The following is a 16,301-nucleotide window of genomic DNA, read 5'->3' as shown; positions in this document are numbered from 1 at the left end:
GCGTCACCTGCCGGGGTTCGGGGACGGCTGCTGCTGCGGGGTCCGGGGCGGAGCGGGGTTCGCGGACGGCCCCGGATCCGCCGGTGCCACCGGGTTCACGGGCTGGGCGCGGCCGGCGGGCGGCGGCGCGGGGCTCCCGGAGACCGCAGGTCCGGGGTGCGAGGCGGAGGCCCCGGACGGTGTCACGGAGGGAGTCGCGGACGGGGACCCGGGTGCCGTACGGGGTGTGGCGGACGTGCCGGGTGTGCCGGGTGTGCCGGACGGCGCCGCGGAGCGCTCCGGCGGCGCGTACGGCTCGGCCTTGGCCTTGCGCGGCACTCCCCTGACCTTGCCGTCCGGGTCCAGGAACGCGGGGTTTCCGCCGGGCACCATGCCGAGCTCGCGCGCCCGCCGCTGGAGCGCGTCCGGAGCCGAGCGGCTGTCCACGTCCCGCTGGAGGGCCTGCTCCTCGTCGGTCAGCTCGGTGGTCTTCTTCCTGAGTTCACTCAGTTCGAACGAACCTTCGTTGAGTGAGGAGTTGAGCAGCAGCAGGGTGATGAGGCCACCGCCCAGGAGCACCACGACGAGCACGACGAAAGGAGTCCGGGCGGCGGTACTGGGGCCGGACGGCATCAGCCCGGCCAGCCGGGCGGCGCGTCCCCTGAGCTGACCGGCGGCCTTCTTCACCACGTGCGCTCCCTCACCCGGCGGATGTCACTGTGCGTCCTCGCGGATCCGCTCCGCGCCGCGCAGCCGGGCGGGCGCCGCACGGCGGTTCTCGGCGACCTCCTCGTCGGTGGGCAGTTCGGCGCCGCGGGTCAGCAGCTTCAGCCGGGGCTGGTAGCGCTCGGGTACAACGGGCAGCCCGGGCGGGGCGGTGCTGACCGCACCCGCCGCGAAGACCTGCTTGACCAGCCGGTCCTCCAGCGAGTGGTAGGAGAGGACGGCGATCCGGCCGCCGACCGCGAGTGCCCGCACGGCGGCGGGGATCGCCCGTTCCAGGACCGACAGTTCGCCGTTGACCTCGATCCGCAGCGCTTGGAAGGTGCGCTTGGCGGGATTGCCACCGGTGCGTTTGGCGGCCTGCGGCAAGGCGTCGCGGATCAGTTCGACCAGCCTGGCGCTGCGATCGAACGGCTCCTTCTCACGTTCGCGCACGATCGCCGACACGATCCGCTTGGCCTGCTTCTCTTCGCCGTACATACGCAGGATCCGCACCAGTTCACCGGCCGGATAGGTGTTGAGTACCTCCGCCGCGCTGACGCCGGTGGTCTGGTCCATCCGCATGTCGAGCGGGGCGTCCTGGGCGTAGGCGAAGCCGCGGTCGGCCTCGTCCAGCTGCATCGAGGAGACGCCGAGGTCGAAGAGGACACCCTGCACCCGGGGGGTGCCGAGGCGGTCGAGCACCTCCGGCAGTTCGTCGTACACGGCGTGCACCAACGTCGCGCGCTCCCCGAAGGGGGCGAGCCGCTCGCCGGACAGCCGCAGGGCTTCCTTGTCCCGGTCGAGCGCGATGAGGCGGGCATCGGGGAACCGTGTGAGCAGCGCTTCGCTGTGGCCGCCGAGCCCGAGGGTGCAGTCGACGACGACCGGAGCCCGTCCCCCGTCCGTCGCGAGCGCCCCGTCAGGCGCCTCCAGTGCGGGTGCCAGCAGGTCCAGGCACCGCTGGAGCATCACCGGGACGTGTCGCTGGCTCAATGCGCCCTCTCAGGTCCGACGTGTTCGGCTGCCGGGGCGCCGGGGGCGTACGTATGCCGTCGCCGTTGCCGGTGCCACGGCCGCACACGCGGGGAAATCATGGAAATGTGCAGTATGTGCGGGGTGGTCCGTGTTCATGACCGTTGTTCAAGCCGTTCATGGGCATGGACTGGACATGAACTGAGCGTCACTTTAGTCCACTGGACGGGCCGGTCAATCAACCGGCTGGCGCGTCGCACGGCCCGTGGGACACGCCTGTCACGACCGGAACACATCACTCTTACGGGCTCGACACGGTCCCGCCTGTGGGTTACCTCACAGCCCGGCTCATTGACGCTCTTTGTCGCTCTTCGTCCGGCTCTCACGGCGGGCCCGGACGGACCGCGGCCAGTACCGTCTTAGCCATGTCGACCTCTGCACACCCATCAGCCGAAGCCGCTGTCGAGAGCGGCACCGTCACCGACAAGCTCGTCGCGGCGAACGAGCGCTACGCCTCCGGCTTCACCGACCCCGGTATGGACGCGCGGCCCGTACTCGGCGTGGCGGTGGTGGCGTGCATGGACGCACGCCTCGACCTGCACAAGGCGCTCGGCCTGGAGCTGGGCGACTGCCACACCATCCGCAACGCCGGCGGTGTGGTCACAGACGATGTGATCCGCTCGCTCACCATCAGCCAGCGTGCTCTCGGCACCCGCAGCGTGATACTCATCCATCACACCAACTGCGGTCTGGAGAAACTGACCGAGGACTTCCGGCACGAGCTGGAGGACGAGGTCGGGCAGCGGCCGTCCTGGGCGGTCGAGGCGTTCCGCGATGTCGACCAGGATGTACGGCAGTCCATGCAGCGGGTGCGCACGTCGCCGTTCCTCCCGCACACGGACGACGTGCGGGGTTTTGTGTTCGACGTCAGGACCGGGCTACTGAAGGAGATCGACCCGGCGGCTGAGTGAACCGGTGGCGCGGACCGTAGTAGGCGGTACACGCACCCGGACACAGCCCGGTTATCCACAGGCGAGTGACACGAAGCGGTAACGGCAACAAGAATGCGGGAGTGACATCGCGGCGGCGCCGCCGGATGTGGTGTCCGTGTTGGGGTGGGCCGTGCCGTTCGCAGCGCATCGGCCCGTGGAAAGGGCCGAGGAGGGCCGGGTGACGACCTATGACGATCGAGCGAGCCTCACAGATCTGACCGCCACGGTGGAGCGTGTCCGCAGGTCGATCGAAGGTGTGATCGAGGGCAAGCCTGAGGTCGTACGGCTTTCGCTGACCGTGCTGCTCGCCGAAGGGCATCTGCTGATCGAGGATGTGCCGGGCGTGGGCAAGACCATGCTGGCCAAGACGCTGGCGCGGTCCATCGACTGCTCGGTGCGGCGCATCCAGTTCACACCGGACCTGCTGCCGTCGGACATCACCGGCGTGTCGATCTACGACCAGCAGCGACGGGACTTCGAGTTCAAGCCCGGGGCGATCTTCGCGCAGATCGTGATCGGTGACGAGATCAACCGGGCGTCTCCGAAGACCCAGTCGGCGCTGCTGGAGTCCATGGAGGAGCGGCAGGTCACCATCGACGGGCAGACGTATGAACTGCCAAGCCCGTTCATGGTGGTGGCCACGCAGAACCCGGTGGAGATGGAGGGCACCTATCCGCTGCCCGAGGCGCAGCGGGACCGCTTCATGGCACGGGTGTCGATGGGGTACCCCACCCCGGAGGCCGAGCTCCAGATGCTGGACGTGCACGGTGGGGTGTCCCCGCTCGACGATCTCCAGCCGGTGGCGCACGCGCATGACATCGTGAAGCTGATCGACGCGGTGCGCACGGTGCATGTCGCCGAGTCCGTGCGGCGCTACGCGGTGGAGCTGGTCGCGGCGACCCGCAACCACCCGGATCTCAGACTCGGCGCCTCGCCGCGTGCCACCCTGCACCTGCTGCGCGCCGCGAAGGCTTCCGCCGCGCTGTCCGGACGGGACTACGTGCTGCCGGACGACGTGCAGTCGCTCGCCGTGCCCGTGCTGGCGCACCGGCTGCTGGCGACCGCTCAGGCGCAACTGAACCGGCGTACGTCGGAGCAGGTCGTCCTGGAGATCGTGGGGCGCATTCCGGTGCCCACCTCGGGTAACGACAGCGGTTACGGCAGTGTGACGCGGCCTTCGCCCTCCGGCGGGCCGCTCTACGGCCACCAGCAGCCCGGTTCCCGGCGGCTGTGATGGCGTCCGGGAGCCCCGCGGCGGGCGGCGGACCCTCCTCGGGAGATGAGGGCAAAAGCGGGCTGCGGGCTGCTCTCGGCGGGCTGACCACCCGCGGCCGGTCCTTCCTCGCGGCCGGTATCGCCGCCGCGGTGTGCGCGTATGTGCTGGGGCAGAGCGATCTGCTCAGGGTCGGGTTGCTGCTCGCGGTACTCCCGCTGATCTCGGCCGCGGTCCTGCACCGCACGCGCTACCGGGTCGCGGCGAGCCGCGGGCTGACCCCTTCACGGGTGCCGGCCGGGTCGGAGGCACGGGTCCAGCTGCGGATGGACAACATGTCGCGGATGCCCACGGGCCTGCTGATGCTCCAGGATCATGTGCCGTACGTGCTGGGCCCCCGGCCCCGCTTCGTACTGGACCGGGTGGAGCCCGGGGGGCGGCGTGAGGTGTCGTACCGGGTCCGTTCGGATCTGCGCGGGTGCTATCCGCTGGGGCCGTTGCAGCTGCGGCTGAGCGATCCGTTCGGGATGTGCGAGCTCACCCGCTCGTTCAGCGCCGCCGACCTGCTGACGGTGATACCGCGGACCGATCCGCTGCCGCCGGTGCGGCTGGCGGGCGAGGCCGCCGGGCACGGGGACGGGCGGCAGCGCTCACTGGCTCTCGCGGGCGACGACGACATCATCCCGCGGGCGTACCGGCACGGCGACGACCTGCGGCGGGTGCACTGGCGCTCCACGGCACGGTACGGCGAGCTGATGGTCCGCCGCGAGGAGCAGCCCCAGCGGACCAGGTGCACGGTGCTGCTGGACACCCGCGGCATCGCCTACCAGGGCGCGGGGCCCGACTCGGCCTTCGAGTGGGCCGTCTCAGCGGCGGCGTCGGTGCTCGTACACATGCTGGAGCGGGGATTCGCGGTGCGGTTGCTGACCGACACGGGGAGTTCGCTGCCCGGTGCCGGTGCCGACGGGTATGCCGGGTCCACCCAGGACTCCGCGAACGCGGCGGACTCCGCGGGGCTCATGCTGGACACCCTCGCGGTCGTGGACCACTCGGACGGCGCGGGCCTGTCCCGGGCCCATGACGTGCTGCGCGGCGGCAACGAAGGGCTGCTGGTCGCCTTCTTCGGCGATCTCGACGAGGAGCAGGCCGCGATCGCCGCCCGGATGCGGCAGCGCTGCGGTGCCGCCGTGGCCTTCGTGCTGGACAGCGGCACCTGGCTGACCAGCGGGGCGGTGGCGGGTGCGGCCGATGAGCGACTGCGCGTGCTGCGCGAGGCGGGGTGGACGGCGATGGCCGTTCCGGCGGGTGCGTCGCTGCCCGAACTGTGGCGTCTTGCGGCCGGGGAGCGGCCCGCCGCCGTCTCCGGTGGTTCACCGGGCTCTTCCGGTTCATCGGCTTCATCGGGATCGTCGGCTTCATCTGCTTGGTCGGGGGGACGGTCATGAGTGGTCGCACACGGCTGGCCCTGTGTGCCTTCGCCGCCACGGTGCTGGCGGCCGGCGCTCTCTCGCCGCTGGTGGAACCGGCGACCTGGATCGTGCTGGCGGCGTTCCTGGTCGGCGTACAGAGCGGGGTCGGCGCCCTGACCCGCCGGGTGCCGCTGGCCCGGCCGCTGACCGTGGCCGTACAGGCGATCGTGGCCGTGCTGCTGCTCACGCTGTGCTTCGCCCAGGAGCAGGCGCTGCTCGGGGTGGTACCGGGACCGGACGCCTGGGTGCGTTTCGGCGATCTGCTGTCGTCGGGCGTGGCGGACGTCGGCCGCTACGCGGCCCCCGCGCCGGCCACCGAGGGCATCAAGCTGATGCTGGTCGGCGGGGTGCTGCTGATCGGTCTCCTGGTGGACGCGCTCGCGGTGACCTTCCGCAGCGCCGCCCCTGCCGGTCTGCCGCTGCTGGCGCTGTACTCGGTCGCCGCGGCGCTGTCCGGTGGCGATGCCAGCTGGCTCTGGTTCCTGCTGGCGGCCTCGGGGTATCTGCTGCTGCTCCTCGCGGAGGGCAGGGACCGGCTGTCGCAGTGGGGCAGGGTCTTCGGTGGCTCGCCGCAGGCGTCGGCCCGTACGGCGGGCGGCCTCGAACCGGGTGGCGGCCCGCAGGCACCGGTGCGCACCGGCCGCAGGATCGGTGTGCTCGCCCTCGGGGTGGCGCTGGCCGTTCCCGCCGCGCTTCCCTCACTGAACGGCGGGCTGCTCGGCGGGGCGGGCGACGGACCCGGCGCGGGCAGCGGAGGCGGCGGCGAGATCAGCGCGGTCAACCCGGTGGTGACCCTTCAGGACACGCTGAACCAGCCCGAGAAGCGCGAGTGGCTGAAGTACAAAACCAACACCCCCGACGTCAGCGGTATGTATCTGCGGCTGATGGCGCTGAACCAGTTCGACGGGGACTCCTGGAAGTTCTCCAAGCGTCCGGTGACCGACATCCCCGACGAGCTGCCCACGCCCGACGGCCTCAGTGACTCCGTGGCGACCACGGAGGTGCGTACCAACATCTCGGTCGCCGGTTCCTACCGGCAGGGTTGGCTTCCGATGCCGTTCCCCGCCGCGAAGGTGGAGGTCGGCGGGAAGTGGCGGTACGACCCGGCCCGCAGGACGATCATCGGCGACCATGGGCAGACCACCAGCGGACTCCAGTACAAGGTCACCAGCCTGGTGGTGAACCCGACCCGTGAGCAGCTGGCCAACGCGCCGGCGGCTCCCGAGGAAGTGCTGAAGGAGTACACCCAGGTGCCCGCGCAGCTGCCCGCCGATGTGAGGCAGACCGCCCTGCGGGTGACCGAGGGCGCGACGAGCGACTACGAGCGGGCGGTGAAGCTCCAGGAGTGGTTCGCGACGAAGGGCGGCTTCGCGTACTCGACCCGCGTGGATTCGGGCGGCGGGGCCGCGGGGATCTCTCGGTTCCTGAAGAGCAAGCAGGGATTCTGCGTCCATTTCTCGTTCTCGATGGCCGCCATGGCCCGGACGCTGGGCATCCCGGCACGGGTCGCCGTGGGCTTCACTTCCGGTTCGCCGGTCTCGGGCGGGGCGATATCGGTCACCAACCGCGACGCCCACGCCTGGCCCGAGCTGTACTTCGAAGGCGCCGGATGGACGCGCTTCGAGCCCACCCCCGGACGGGGCAGCGCGCCGGACTACACCCAGGCGCAGACGCCGGCCGATACGCCCAGCGCTCCGGCGCAGCCCGATCCGAGCAGCTCAGCGGCTGCGCCGGCCGCTCCGTCCGGCTCGCCGAGCTGCTCGCCCCGTGAGCAGGAGCTCGGGGAGTGCGGGGCCGCGGTGCCGACGGGCACGCCAGGAACCGCTGAGCAGGATCCCTCGCTCCTGACGGTCCTGGGGTGGAGCCTCGCCGCTGTCGCGCTCGTACTCGGACCGCTGCTGCCGATGCTGTGGCGGCTGAGAGCGCGGGCGCGTCGGCTTGGCTCGGAGAGGCATGTCCGCACAGCGGGGAAGACCGCCGGGGGCGCCCCGGGATCCTCCGGCGCGCCGCTGGTGGAGCCGGACGCGAGCTCGACAGTCGTGCGGAGCGGGCCCGGCGCCGCGGCGGACGCCGCCGCGCGGACCCTCGCCGCCTGGCGGGAGGTCTGCGATTCCGCCTGGGACCACGGCATCCCACCGGACGATTCGCAGACGCCGCGTAAGGCCGCGGCACGGATCGTACGGCTCGGGCGCCTGGATGGCGATGCCGCCAACGGAGCCGCCGACGCCGTTCACCGGGTGGCCGGGGCCGTGGAGCAGGTGCTGTACGCACCGGCCCCGGGTCCGGTGGCCGGGCTCGCGGAGGATGCACGGCGGGTCAGCTCGGGGCTGGCAGCCCAGGCGAGCAGAGGTACCCGACTTCGGGCCCTGCTGCTGCCGCGCTCGTCCGTGCGGGTCGTATGGGCACTGTCCGAGCGATGGGCCGCGGTCACCGAGCAGTGGGCAGCCACCCGCGACCGGTTCCTGGCCCCTCTGGCCGACCAGCTCCGCCGCTTCGCTCGCCAGCGCGGCTGAGGGGGCCTTCCTCGGGCCCGCGGCTCCCTGGGGGGCGGCAGCCGGGAGGGGCCCCGTGCGCCCGACGCCTCGAGCCCCGTCGCACGGGCGGACGTAGGGGAATCACGGATGAGGGGTGACCGCTGAATCGCGGTCACCCCTCAGGCCCTGAGTGGTCTCTGGTTTTCCCGTACACGGTTTCCGGTTCGGGACGCCTTGGCTGCGTCTTGGACGGCGACGATCAGGATTGACGGGGCCGGGCCTCAGTGGCCCTGCTCATCGCGGCGGCGCTGCCACCGCTGCTCGATCCGGTCCATCACGGACCGGCGCTGCTTGGGCTGTCGGCGCGCCTGCTGCGCCCCGGGGCCCTGCTCGCCCGGCTTGGGCGCCTTGCGCCAGCCGGTGACCGCGAGGACCGCGCAGCCGAGCATGACGAGGAAGCCCACCACACTGATCCAGATCGCTGTGGTGACCATTCCGGCCATGAGGAGCGCGATACCCACCAGGAAGCCGGCGATCGCTTGGTAGACCCGTCGGCGGGTGTACGTACGCAGCCCGCTTCCCTCGAGCGCTGTCGCGAACTTGGGATCTTCGGCGTACAGCGCTCGCTCCATCTGCTCGAGCATTCTCTGCTCGTGCTCTGAGAGCGGCACGGAGTCCTCCTAGTCGTCGGTCGCTGGGGCGACCGGTAAACGGCCCTTTCAGGATAGGCAGGGAATCACCCCCGTGAAACCCGTCCATCGCCCAATTCGCTGCTATAGGGCCGTCATGGCGGCCCGACTGCTGAAGCGTTGATTCCCCAGCCGCCGTCCCGTCATGCCGGACGATGTCCCCCGATCATACGGGGCCGCCGCCCCGAAAGGGGGATGAGTGACGTACTCCGTCTGCGGCTGCCGTGCTGATCAGCGGTGCGGAGGCCGGTATCAGGCGTGCTTCTCGCCCAGGAGGTGGAGCTGGGTGGCGACCGCGTGGAAGGCGGGCAGCTCGGCCGCGGCCTCCTCCAGCTTCAGCAGGGCGTCCAGGGCGCCTGGCTCGGTGTCCACGAGAACGCCCGGCACCAGGTCGGCGAACACCCGCACTCCGTGCACGGCACCGACCTTCATCCCGGCACCGGCGACCAGGTCGGCCAACTGCTCGGCGGAGAAGCGGCGCGGCACCGGGTCGCCCTCGCCCCAGCGGCCCGCCGGATCGGCGAGGGCGTGCCGGGCCTCGGTGAAGTGCCCGGCCAGCGCCCTGGCCAGGACGGCTCCGCCGAGGCCCGCTGCGAGCAGGCTGAGCGAGCCGCCCGGGCGCAGGGCCTCTGCGGTGTTCCGCACGCCTTCGGCGGGGTCGTCGACGTACTCCAGCACACCGTGGCAGAGCACGATGTCGAAGCCGCCCCGGTCGACCACGTCGAAGAGCCCGTGGACATCGCCCTGGACTCCGCGCACCCGGTCGGCGACACCGGCTTCGGCGGCCCGGCGCTCCAGCGCGAACAGCGCGTTGGGGCTGGGGTCGACCACGGTGACACGGTGCCCCAGGCGGGCGGCGGGTACGGCGAAGTTGCCGGAGCCGCCACCGGTGTCCAGGACGTCCAGCGCGTCCTTCCCGGTCGCCCTGGTGCGGCGGTCGAGGGCGTCCTTCAGGACATCCCAGACCACGGCGGTACGGAGGGAGGCCCGGGAAGGGCCGCCCTCGGTGCGGGGCCGCTGGGGGCGCGTCTGGTCCGGCACGGCAGTTGACTCCTCGGCGGGGCTTGACGGTGGCAGGCCCCACCCTATTGCTTCCGCCTGCCTCCCGGCCCTCCCTGTCACCCCGCGGCATTCCCCCTTCCCGCCGGGCCGGAAGCGCTTTCCGCCGCCACCGTCCGGCCGGGCTCCGCAGACGCGGCCCCGCCTGGCCCTGTCCCGGACTCCGCAGCCGCGGCCGGCAGCACCGGCTGGAGCATGAGCATCCGCTCGACGAGCCGGAGGAACATGGCCGCGTCGCGCAGCAGATCGTCGGCGTCGCGGATGCTCGCGGCGCCCTGGATGCCCGCCTCCGCGCGCGCCCTGCGCGGCGCGCCCGAAGCGAACAGCGCGCTCCACTCGGTGAGCTCAGGCGCCGTCTCCGGGAGCACCTCCCATGCGGACCGTATCCGGGCCCTGCGCCGCGGGCTGGTCTCAGGTCGGCCGCGGACCGCGAGCACGGCGGCGGCGGTGCGCAGCGCCGCGAGGTGGGCGGTGGCATAGCGCTCGTTGGGCGTGGGCAGCCCGGCGGCCTCTTCGAGACCGGCGCGGGCTTGGGCGAGCAGTTCGACGGCGGCCGGCGGCGCGGACGAGCGCCGCAGCACGGGATGGATGTCGCCCGCCGGACCACCCTGCGGGGGCAGCGGGGAACCGGTCAGTGAGGGGGCAGGGCCGCCTGTGCTGAGCCGGCGTGCGGCAGCGGCGTAGGAGCTGGCCATGACGAACCTCCTGTCGTCGTGTCACGGCACGGTGGCCGTATGTGTCCATACTGGACGGGGCCACTGACAGTCCGACCTGACCAGCGCTTTTGCCTCTGGAGGTGAGGTGCATGGGTGGCGGCTAAGGTGATTAGGGATCGGGTGGGACCTTCGGAGCGGTCATGCGGGAACATCACGCGGACCAGCCCGACAACGCTCAGCAGCTCCTGCTGACACTCGGGCGCCTCGTCGACCAGGCCCTGGAGCGGGTCAAGCTCCAACGGGCCAGGGTCGAGCTGGCCATGGCGCTCCAGCGCCATATGCTCCCGCCCGAGCTGCCGAAGGTGCCCGGGGTGCGTATCGGGGCGCGCTACGCGCCGTCGCGGGACGGGCTGGCCGTCGGGGGCGACTGGTACGACGCCTTCCTGATGCCGGACGGATCGCTCGGGCTCGCGGTCGGGGACGTTCAGGGGCATGACGCCGAGGCCGTGGCGTTCATGGGCCAGGTGCGCACCAGCCTGCGGGCGCTCGCCGAGGCGACGAGCGATCCCGGCGCGGTGCTGAGCCGTACCAACGACCTGCTGATCTCCATGGGCTTCGGTCTCTTCGCGACCTGCTGCTTCCTGCGCTTCGATCCGGACAGCAGGGATCTCACGGTGTCCCGCGCCGGTCATATCCCGATGGTGTGGGCCACCGCCAGCGGCCGTTCCGGTATCGCCCTGGACCGCGGCGGCCCGCCCCTCGGCATCGTGCCGGGAGAGCGCTATCCGGTGACGCGGCGGCGGCTCACCGAAGCAGGGGTGCTCGTCCTGATCACCGACGGCGTGGTGGAAGGGCCTGACTATCCGATGGAGGCCGGTCTCGCCGAGGTGGTCAAGCTGGTGCGCGCGGGGTTCGACGCCGACCCCGATGTGCTGGCTTCCGCCGTGATCAGGGTGGCCGAGCTGACCGGTCACCGCGACGACGCCGCCGTACTGGTCGCTCGCTACGACGGCCCTCCTGACGACGACCTGCCCTGGTGACCCGGTCCGGTGACCCGGTCCGGTGACTTGCCGGCGTCTCCGGCGCACCCGACTCGCCGTGCCCCGCACGGCGGCGCAGACTGCTGTGGTGCGCAAGCAGGAGGTCCGGGGCTACGGGATCGCGATGCTGTGGATCCTCGCTGTCGCCGCCGTCTACTACGGAGCCGCGCAGCTCGGCCTCCTCCTGCAACTGGTGCGCGGCCAGGTCACCCCGCTGTGGCCGCCGACCGGGCTGGCCTTGGCCGCGCTGCTCCTGCTGGGTTCGCGGGTGTGGCCCGGTATCGCGCTCGGCGCGTTCCTGACCAATGTGTCCATCGGCCCCACGCCCCTCGCCGTCCTGGTGATCGTCGCCGGAAACACCCTGGCCCCGGTCGTGGCGTACCTCCTGCTGCGCCGCGCGGGCTTCCGTTCAGAGCTCGACCGGCTGCGTGACGGGCTGCTGCTGGTCTTCCTCGGCGCGCTTGCCGGGATGCTGATCAGCTCCACGGTGGGCAGCAGCGTGCTGATGATCTCGGGAGCCGTGGCTCCCGGCGCGTTCTGGCCTACCTGGTCGGTGTGGTGGACCGGGGACGCGATGGGCGTGCTGGTGGTCACGCCGTTCCTGCTGGTGCTACGCAGACTGCGCTGGCCTCCGGACGCCAGGGCGGCCCGCTGGGTGGAGGCGGTGGCGCTGACGCTGTTCGCCGTCGCGGCCACGGTGCTGGCGACGCAGTCGAGGAGCTCATCGCTGCTGTTCCTGGTCTTCCCCGCGCTGATCTGGGCGGCGTTCCGGTTCCAGTTGGCGGGCGCGGCGCCCTGCGCACTCGGCGTCTCGATCATGGCGATCCTCGCCGCCACCTGGCACACCGGTCCGTTCGTGGATCAGGACCTGTTCGCCAGCATGGTCACGCTCCAGGCGTTCAACGGCTCGACGGCGCTGGTGGGCCTGTTGCTGTCCGCGGTCATCGCTGAGCGGAACGAGACCCATGAGGAGATCAAACGGGTCTGCGAGCGACTGGAGGAGATGGTCGCGAACATCGAACCCGGCAACCCCGGCGATTACGGTGATTACGGCAATCCAGACGATCAGAGGTTCTGAACAGGTTTGCCCGGCAGCCGGATTTGTCACCGCGAAGCTCCCGCGCTAACTTTTGAACTGACCAGTCAGTTCAAAAGCATGGAGGGGGTCCATGGAGGCGCACGGGGCGGCCGTCACCGCCGAGAACTTCGGGCTCAAGGGCCCGCGCGGCTGGGCCTTCCGGGGCGTGGACATCAACGCCGAGCCGGGGTCGATCATCGCGGTGGAGGGCCCTTCGGCCTCGGGCCGCACCTGTCTGCTCCTCGCCCTCACCGGCCGGATGAAACCCTCGGAGGGGCACGCCGAGATCGCCGGGCTGCGACTGCCCCGGAAGATGGCCACCGTACGGCAGGTCACCGCGCTCGGACCGGTCCAGGGTGTCAGCGAACTGGACCCCGCGCTCACCGTCGCCGAGCACCTCCGGGAGCGCGCGATGCTCCAGCGGCGGTACGACGGCTCCCTGCGGGCGCTGCTGCGTCCGCGCCGCGAGCGGCGGGCAGCGGCACTCCTCCGTATCGAGGAGGCTCTGCGGACCGCGGGCCTCGCGCTGGAGACGCTACCGAAGGGCGACCGCACATCCGTGCGGGACCTGGAGCGTCTGGAGGCACTGCGCCTGTCGATCGCGCTCGCGATGATCGGGCGGCCCCGGTTGCTGGCCGTCGACGACGTCGATCTCAAGCTCTCCGACGCGGACCGGGCCGGGGCCTGGGAACTGCTGCGGGAGATCGCCGCTCAGGGCACGACGGTCCTCGTGGCATGCAGCCAGGCACCGGATGACGGCGTGGTGCTGATCCGCACCGGGACGGGACCGGCGGACGCGATCGAGCCGAACGGCACGACTGACGCCGAGACGGCCGACGCCGAGACGGCGGACACGACCGCTCCGACCGCTCCGACCGCTCCGACCGCTCCGACCGCTGAGAACGGCGAGAACGGCGAGAACGGCCGGCAGGACGAGGACCGCGAGAACCGCCAGGACGGCGAGACGTCCGGCGAGGACGCCGACGCCACCGGCACGGACCGCGGGAACACCGGCGCCACCGCCAAGGACAGCGAGGGCGGCGGGGACACCAAGGCGACCAAGGCCACCAAGAACACGGACACCGAGGAGGGGGCGGACGATGCGCTCGCCGAAACTGGCCGCGCTTGAGCTGAAGCGGTTCGGCAGGGGACCACTGCCGATGGGTGCGCTGATCTCGGTGCTCCTGCTGCCGCTGCTCTACGGCGCCCTCTATCTGGCGTCGTTCTGGGACCCCTACAGCCGCCTCGACCGGATACCCGTGGCGCTCGTCAACGACGACAAGGGCGCCACCGTCTCAGGCAAGAAGCTCACCGCGGGTGACGAGATCTCCGACGGCCTGCTCGACAGCAAGGTCTTCGAGTGGCACCAGGTAAGCGATTCCGAAGCCCGCGAGGGTGTGGAGGACGGGACGTACTACCTCTCGCTGACCATGCCCGCAGACTTCAGCGAGCGCATCGCCTCCAGCTCCGGCGACTCCCCGGAAACCAGCGCCCTGGAGGTGCGTACCAACGACGCGAACAACTACATCGTCGGCCAGATATCCCGCTCGGTCTTCTCCGAGGTGCGCAAGTCCGCGTCGCAGAACGCCTCCCGGTCGATCCTCGACAAGATCTTCATCTCCTTCTCCGACATCCACGACGCGACGGAGAAGGCCGCGAACGGCGCCGATGATCTCAAGGGAGGCATCGGCAAGGCCAAGAAGGGCTCCGAGGACCTCGCCAGCGGGCTCGAAAGCGCCAAGACCGGCAGCGGCGAGCTCAAGGGCGGCATCGTCCGCCTCAACGAGGGAGCGGGCGCCCTGGAGAAGGGCGCCAAAGAGGTCGCGGGAGGCACACAGGAACTGGCCGACCGTGTGAACGGCATCGCCGGCGCCATCCGCCCGTACTTCAGGGACAACGGCAAGTCGATCGGCGACACCGCCCGACTTGTCGAGGACTCCGCACGGGCCACCCAGCGGCACCTGGACGATCTCGTGGAGCGTGCCCCGCTGGCCGCCGACGCGTCGCGCAGGAGCGCGGACCTCCTGGCCGGGTACTACGAGGAGCGCTGCGACGGCGCCCTGCTGCCCGACAAGCGCCTGTGCGATCTCCTGGGTCACGCCAAGACGGACGCGGCGGATGTCGCCGAGATCGCCGCCGACGTAAACCGGCTGGTCAAGGACAACGACAGCGACCTGAAGGAACTGGACGAACGACTCGACACCCTCCAGACGCAGGCGAGGAAGCTCGCCGAGAGCTCCCCGCATCTGGACGAGGACGTGGAGCAGGCCGTCCGCGACATCAACCTGCTCAACTCCGGTGCGCAGCAGGTGGCCAAGGGCGCGGACCGGATCCACACCGGTCTCGGCAGCGCTCAGTCGGGCTCCGCCGACCTGGACTCCGGGGTGGGGCGCCTGTGGAACGGTGCCCAGGATCTCGACGGCGGGATGTTCAAGCTGGTCGACGGCTCGTCAGAGCTGGCGAGTGGTCTCAGCGACGGCGTCGGCAAGATCCCCGACTACGGCAAGGACGAGCGCGACCGCCGTACGGAGGTCATGTCCGACCCGGTCCAGCTCGCGTCCCAGTCACTGCACAAGGCGTCCAACTACGGCACCGGCTTCGCCCCGTACTTCATCCCGCTCTCCCTGTGGGTGGGCGCGATGGTCGCCTACATGCTGATCCAGCCGCTCAACCGGCGCGCCCTCGCCGCAGGGTCGCCCGCTTGGCGCATCGCGCTCGCGGGCTGGCTCCCGGTCGCCGCCATCGGCCTGGTCCAGGTGGGCGCCCTGATGTCGGTGCTGCACTGGGGGCTCGGCCTCGAGATGGCCCACGCGGCGGGCACTCTGGGCTTCCTGGCACTGACGGTGCTCTGCTTCGCCGCGATCATCCAGTGGCTCAACGCCCGCTTCGGCGCGGCGGGCCGGATCCTCGTGCTCGCCATGCTGATGCTCCAGCTGACCTCGGCCGGGGGCACCTATCCCGTCCAGACCAGCCCCGGCTTCTTCAACGCTATCCACCCCTACCTGCCGATGACATACGTCGTGGAGTCCCTGCGCCGGCTGATCACAGGCGGCGATACCGGCTCGGTCTGGGGAGCCTGCGCCGTGCTGCTGGCCTTCACCGCCGGGGCACTGGCCCTCACCTCGCTCGCTGCTCGGGGCAAGCAGGTGTGGACGTTCGACCGTCTGCACCCCGAGCTGAGCATGTGAGATCGCCGGACCTGTGAGAATCAACGCCATGAACAGCAGCAGCACCCGGCGCCAGGCGACGCGCGCCAAGCTCTACGAAGCGGCCGTCACCCTCATCGCCGAGCAGGGCTTCTCCGCGACTACCGTTGACGAGATCGCCGAGCGGGCCGGGGTCGCCAAGGGCACGGTCTACTACAACTTCAAGAGCAAGACCGAGCTCTTCGAGGAACTGCTGCGGTACGGCGTCGGCCTGCTCGCCTCGTCCCTCCAAGCCGCGGCGGAGGAGACGGAGGAGCGGGGCGGCACCAGCGTCGAGGCCCTGGACTCCATGGTCAGGGCGGGCCTGGTCTTCATCGACCGCTATCCCGCCTTCACCCAGCTGTACGTGGCCGAGCTCTGGCGCACCAACCGCGCCTGGCAGTCGACGCTGCTGGTCGTCCGTCAGCAGGCGGTCGCCGTGGTGGAGACCGTGCTGCGGGAAGGGGTCGAGCGCGGTGAGCTGAGCGACGAGATCGATGTGCAGCTCACCGCCGCGGCGCTGGTCGGAATGGTGCTGGTGGCCGCGCTGGACTGGCAGGCGTTCCAGCCGGAGCGATCGATCGACGATGTCCACTCGGCGCTGTCCCGGCTGCTGCACGGCCGGGTGAGCGGGCGCTGAGCCCCGTATCCCGAGACAGAGAACCGAACAAAGAGTCGAACAGAGAACCGGGGGGGGGGGGGGGGCGCGGCCCCCCGCCGCGGCGCGGCCCCGCCGCGGGGCCGGCCCCCCCCCCCCCCCCCGTACCCCCCCCCCCCCCCCCGCGCCCGC

Annotated in this window: 14 protein-coding genes; 9 read left to right on the top strand and 5 right to left on the bottom strand. The window is 71.2% G+C overall.

Translation table 11 applies throughout. From position 1 onward, the window contains the following. Positions 1-3: 3 nt before the first annotated feature. Both ACFWI9_RS09500 and rsmH read right to left on the bottom strand, forming a co-directional pair. On the bottom strand, positions 4-666 hold the full coding sequence (locus ACFWI9_RS09500) for a septum formation initiator family protein (protein WP_387160291.1): 663 nt from the start codon (positions 664-666) through the stop codon (positions 4-6). A 27-nt stretch (positions 667-693) separates the two neighbouring features. Beyond that, positions 694-1,677, bottom strand: a complete 984-nt coding sequence (rsmH, locus tag ACFWI9_RS09495) for a 16S rRNA (cytosine(1402)-N(4))-methyltransferase RsmH (RefSeq protein ID WP_387160243.1) — start codon at positions 1,675-1,677, stop codon at positions 694-696. A gap of 404 nt (positions 1,678-2,081) precedes the next feature. Here rsmH and ACFWI9_RS09490 point away from each other — a divergent pair, with 404 nt between their 5' ends. The 4 genes from ACFWI9_RS09490 (at position 2,082) to ACFWI9_RS09475 (ending at position 7,843) form a co-directional block, all read left to right on the top strand. Then, positions 2,082-2,627, top strand: coding sequence for a beta-class carbonic anhydrase (locus tag ACFWI9_RS09490; RefSeq protein WP_387160241.1), 546 nt, complete (start codon positions 2,082-2,084; stop codon positions 2,625-2,627). A 199-nt stretch (positions 2,628-2,826) separates the two neighbouring features. Next, a complete protein-coding gene (locus tag ACFWI9_RS09485) occupies positions 2,827-3,882 on the top strand; it encodes an AAA family ATPase (RefSeq protein ID WP_387160239.1) in 1,056 nt (351 codons plus the stop codon). Further along, complete coding sequence (locus ACFWI9_RS09480; RefSeq protein ID WP_387160238.1) at positions 3,882-5,306, top strand: DUF58 domain-containing protein; 1,425 nt, start codon at positions 3,882-3,884, stop codon at positions 5,304-5,306. The genes ACFWI9_RS09485 and ACFWI9_RS09480 overlap by 1 nt, the downstream gene beginning before the upstream one ends. After that, positions 5,303-7,843, top strand: a complete 2,541-nt coding sequence (locus ACFWI9_RS09475; RefSeq protein ID WP_387160237.1) for a DUF3488 and DUF4129 domain-containing transglutaminase family protein — start codon at positions 5,303-5,305, stop codon at positions 7,841-7,843. Before ACFWI9_RS09480 ends, ACFWI9_RS09475 begins: the two co-directional genes overlap by 4 nt. 242 nt (positions 7,844-8,085) lie before the next feature. On the opposite strand, the gene ACFWI9_RS09470 is transcribed toward ACFWI9_RS09475, so the two are convergent. The 3 genes from ACFWI9_RS09470 to ACFWI9_RS09460 all read right to left on the bottom strand — a co-directional run bounded on the left by ACFWI9_RS09470 (position 8,086) and on the right by ACFWI9_RS09460 (position 10,247). Beyond that, positions 8,086-8,475 (bottom strand): DUF3040 domain-containing protein, encoded by a 390-nt coding sequence (locus ACFWI9_RS09470; protein ID WP_387160235.1) that lies wholly within the window; start codon positions 8,473-8,475, stop codon positions 8,086-8,088. Between the two features lie 270 nt (positions 8,476-8,745). Next, complete coding sequence (locus ACFWI9_RS09465) at positions 8,746-9,534, bottom strand: methyltransferase (protein ID WP_387160233.1); 789 nt, start codon at positions 9,532-9,534, stop codon at positions 8,746-8,748. A 77-nt stretch (positions 9,535-9,611) separates the two neighbouring features. Beyond that, positions 9,612-10,247: an SAV_6107 family HEPN domain-containing protein gene (locus ACFWI9_RS09460; RefSeq protein WP_387160232.1), complete on the bottom strand. Its 636-nt coding sequence runs from the start codon at positions 10,245-10,247 to the stop codon at positions 9,612-9,614. Between the two features lie 161 nt (positions 10,248-10,408). Here ACFWI9_RS09460 and ACFWI9_RS09455 point away from each other — a divergent pair, with 161 nt between their 5' ends. The 5 genes from ACFWI9_RS09455 (at position 10,409) to ACFWI9_RS09435 (ending at position 16,151) form a co-directional block, all read left to right on the top strand. Further along, positions 10,409-11,248: a PP2C family protein-serine/threonine phosphatase gene (locus tag ACFWI9_RS09455; RefSeq protein WP_387160230.1), complete on the top strand. Its 840-nt coding sequence runs from the start codon at positions 10,409-10,411 to the stop codon at positions 11,246-11,248. Between the two features lie 88 nt (positions 11,249-11,336). After that, positions 11,337-12,326 (top strand): MASE1 domain-containing protein, encoded by a 990-nt coding sequence (locus ACFWI9_RS09450; protein WP_387160229.1) that lies wholly within the window; start codon positions 11,337-11,339, stop codon positions 12,324-12,326. A 91-nt stretch (positions 12,327-12,417) separates the two neighbouring features. Then, entirely contained in the window at positions 12,418-13,455 is a 1,038-nt protein-coding gene (locus ACFWI9_RS09445; RefSeq protein WP_387160227.1) for an ATP-binding cassette domain-containing protein, read from the top strand. Continuing rightward, positions 13,427-15,514: a YhgE/Pip family protein gene (locus ACFWI9_RS09440; protein ID WP_387160226.1), complete on the top strand. Its 2,088-nt coding sequence runs from the start codon at positions 13,427-13,429 to the stop codon at positions 15,512-15,514. The genes ACFWI9_RS09445 and ACFWI9_RS09440 overlap by 29 nt, the downstream gene beginning before the upstream one ends. Positions 15,515-15,542: 28 nt before the next feature. Then, positions 15,543-16,151 carry a TetR/AcrR family transcriptional regulator gene (locus tag ACFWI9_RS09435; RefSeq protein WP_387160224.1) on the top strand — a complete coding sequence of 203 codons (609 nt, stop codon included), beginning with the start codon at positions 15,543-15,545 and terminating at the stop codon, positions 16,149-16,151. Positions 16,152-16,301 lie beyond the last annotated feature (150 nt).

It is taken from the genome of Streptomyces sp. NPDC127084 (assembly GCF_042724175.1).
In the GTDB taxonomy this organism is placed as follows: Bacteria; Actinomycetota; Actinomycetes; order Streptomycetales; family Streptomycetaceae; genus Streptomyces.
This window is presented reverse-complemented; position numbering and strand designations above follow the sequence as displayed.

Excerpts from the sequence above, each read along its gene's own strand:
- ACFWI9_RS09490 (WP_387160241.1), top strand. The coding sequence starts at position 2,082 with ATGTCGACCTCTGCACACCCATCAGCCGAAGCCGCTGTCGAGAGCGGC.
- ACFWI9_RS09480 (WP_387160238.1), top strand. The coding sequence starts at position 3,882 with ATGGCGTCCGGGAGCCCCGCGGCGGGCGGCGGACCCTCCTCGGGAGAT.
- ACFWI9_RS09475 (WP_387160237.1), top strand. The coding sequence starts at position 5,303 with ATGAGTGGTCGCACACGGCTGGCCCTGTGTGCCTTCGCCGCCACGGTG.
- ACFWI9_RS09460 (WP_387160232.1), bottom strand. The coding sequence starts at position 10,247 with ATGGCCAGCTCCTACGCCGCTGCCGCACGCCGGCTCAGCACAGGCGGC.
- ACFWI9_RS09455 (WP_387160230.1), top strand. The coding sequence starts at position 10,409 with ATGCGGGAACATCACGCGGACCAGCCCGACAACGCTCAGCAGCTCCTG.
- ACFWI9_RS09445 (WP_387160227.1), top strand. The coding sequence starts at position 12,418 with ATGGAGGCGCACGGGGCGGCCGTCACCGCCGAGAACTTCGGGCTCAAG.
- ACFWI9_RS09440 (WP_387160226.1), top strand. The coding sequence starts at position 13,427 with ATGCGCTCGCCGAAACTGGCCGCGCTTGAGCTGAAGCGGTTCGGCAGG.
- ACFWI9_RS09435 (WP_387160224.1), top strand. The coding sequence starts at position 15,543 with ATGAACAGCAGCAGCACCCGGCGCCAGGCGACGCGCGCCAAGCTCTAC.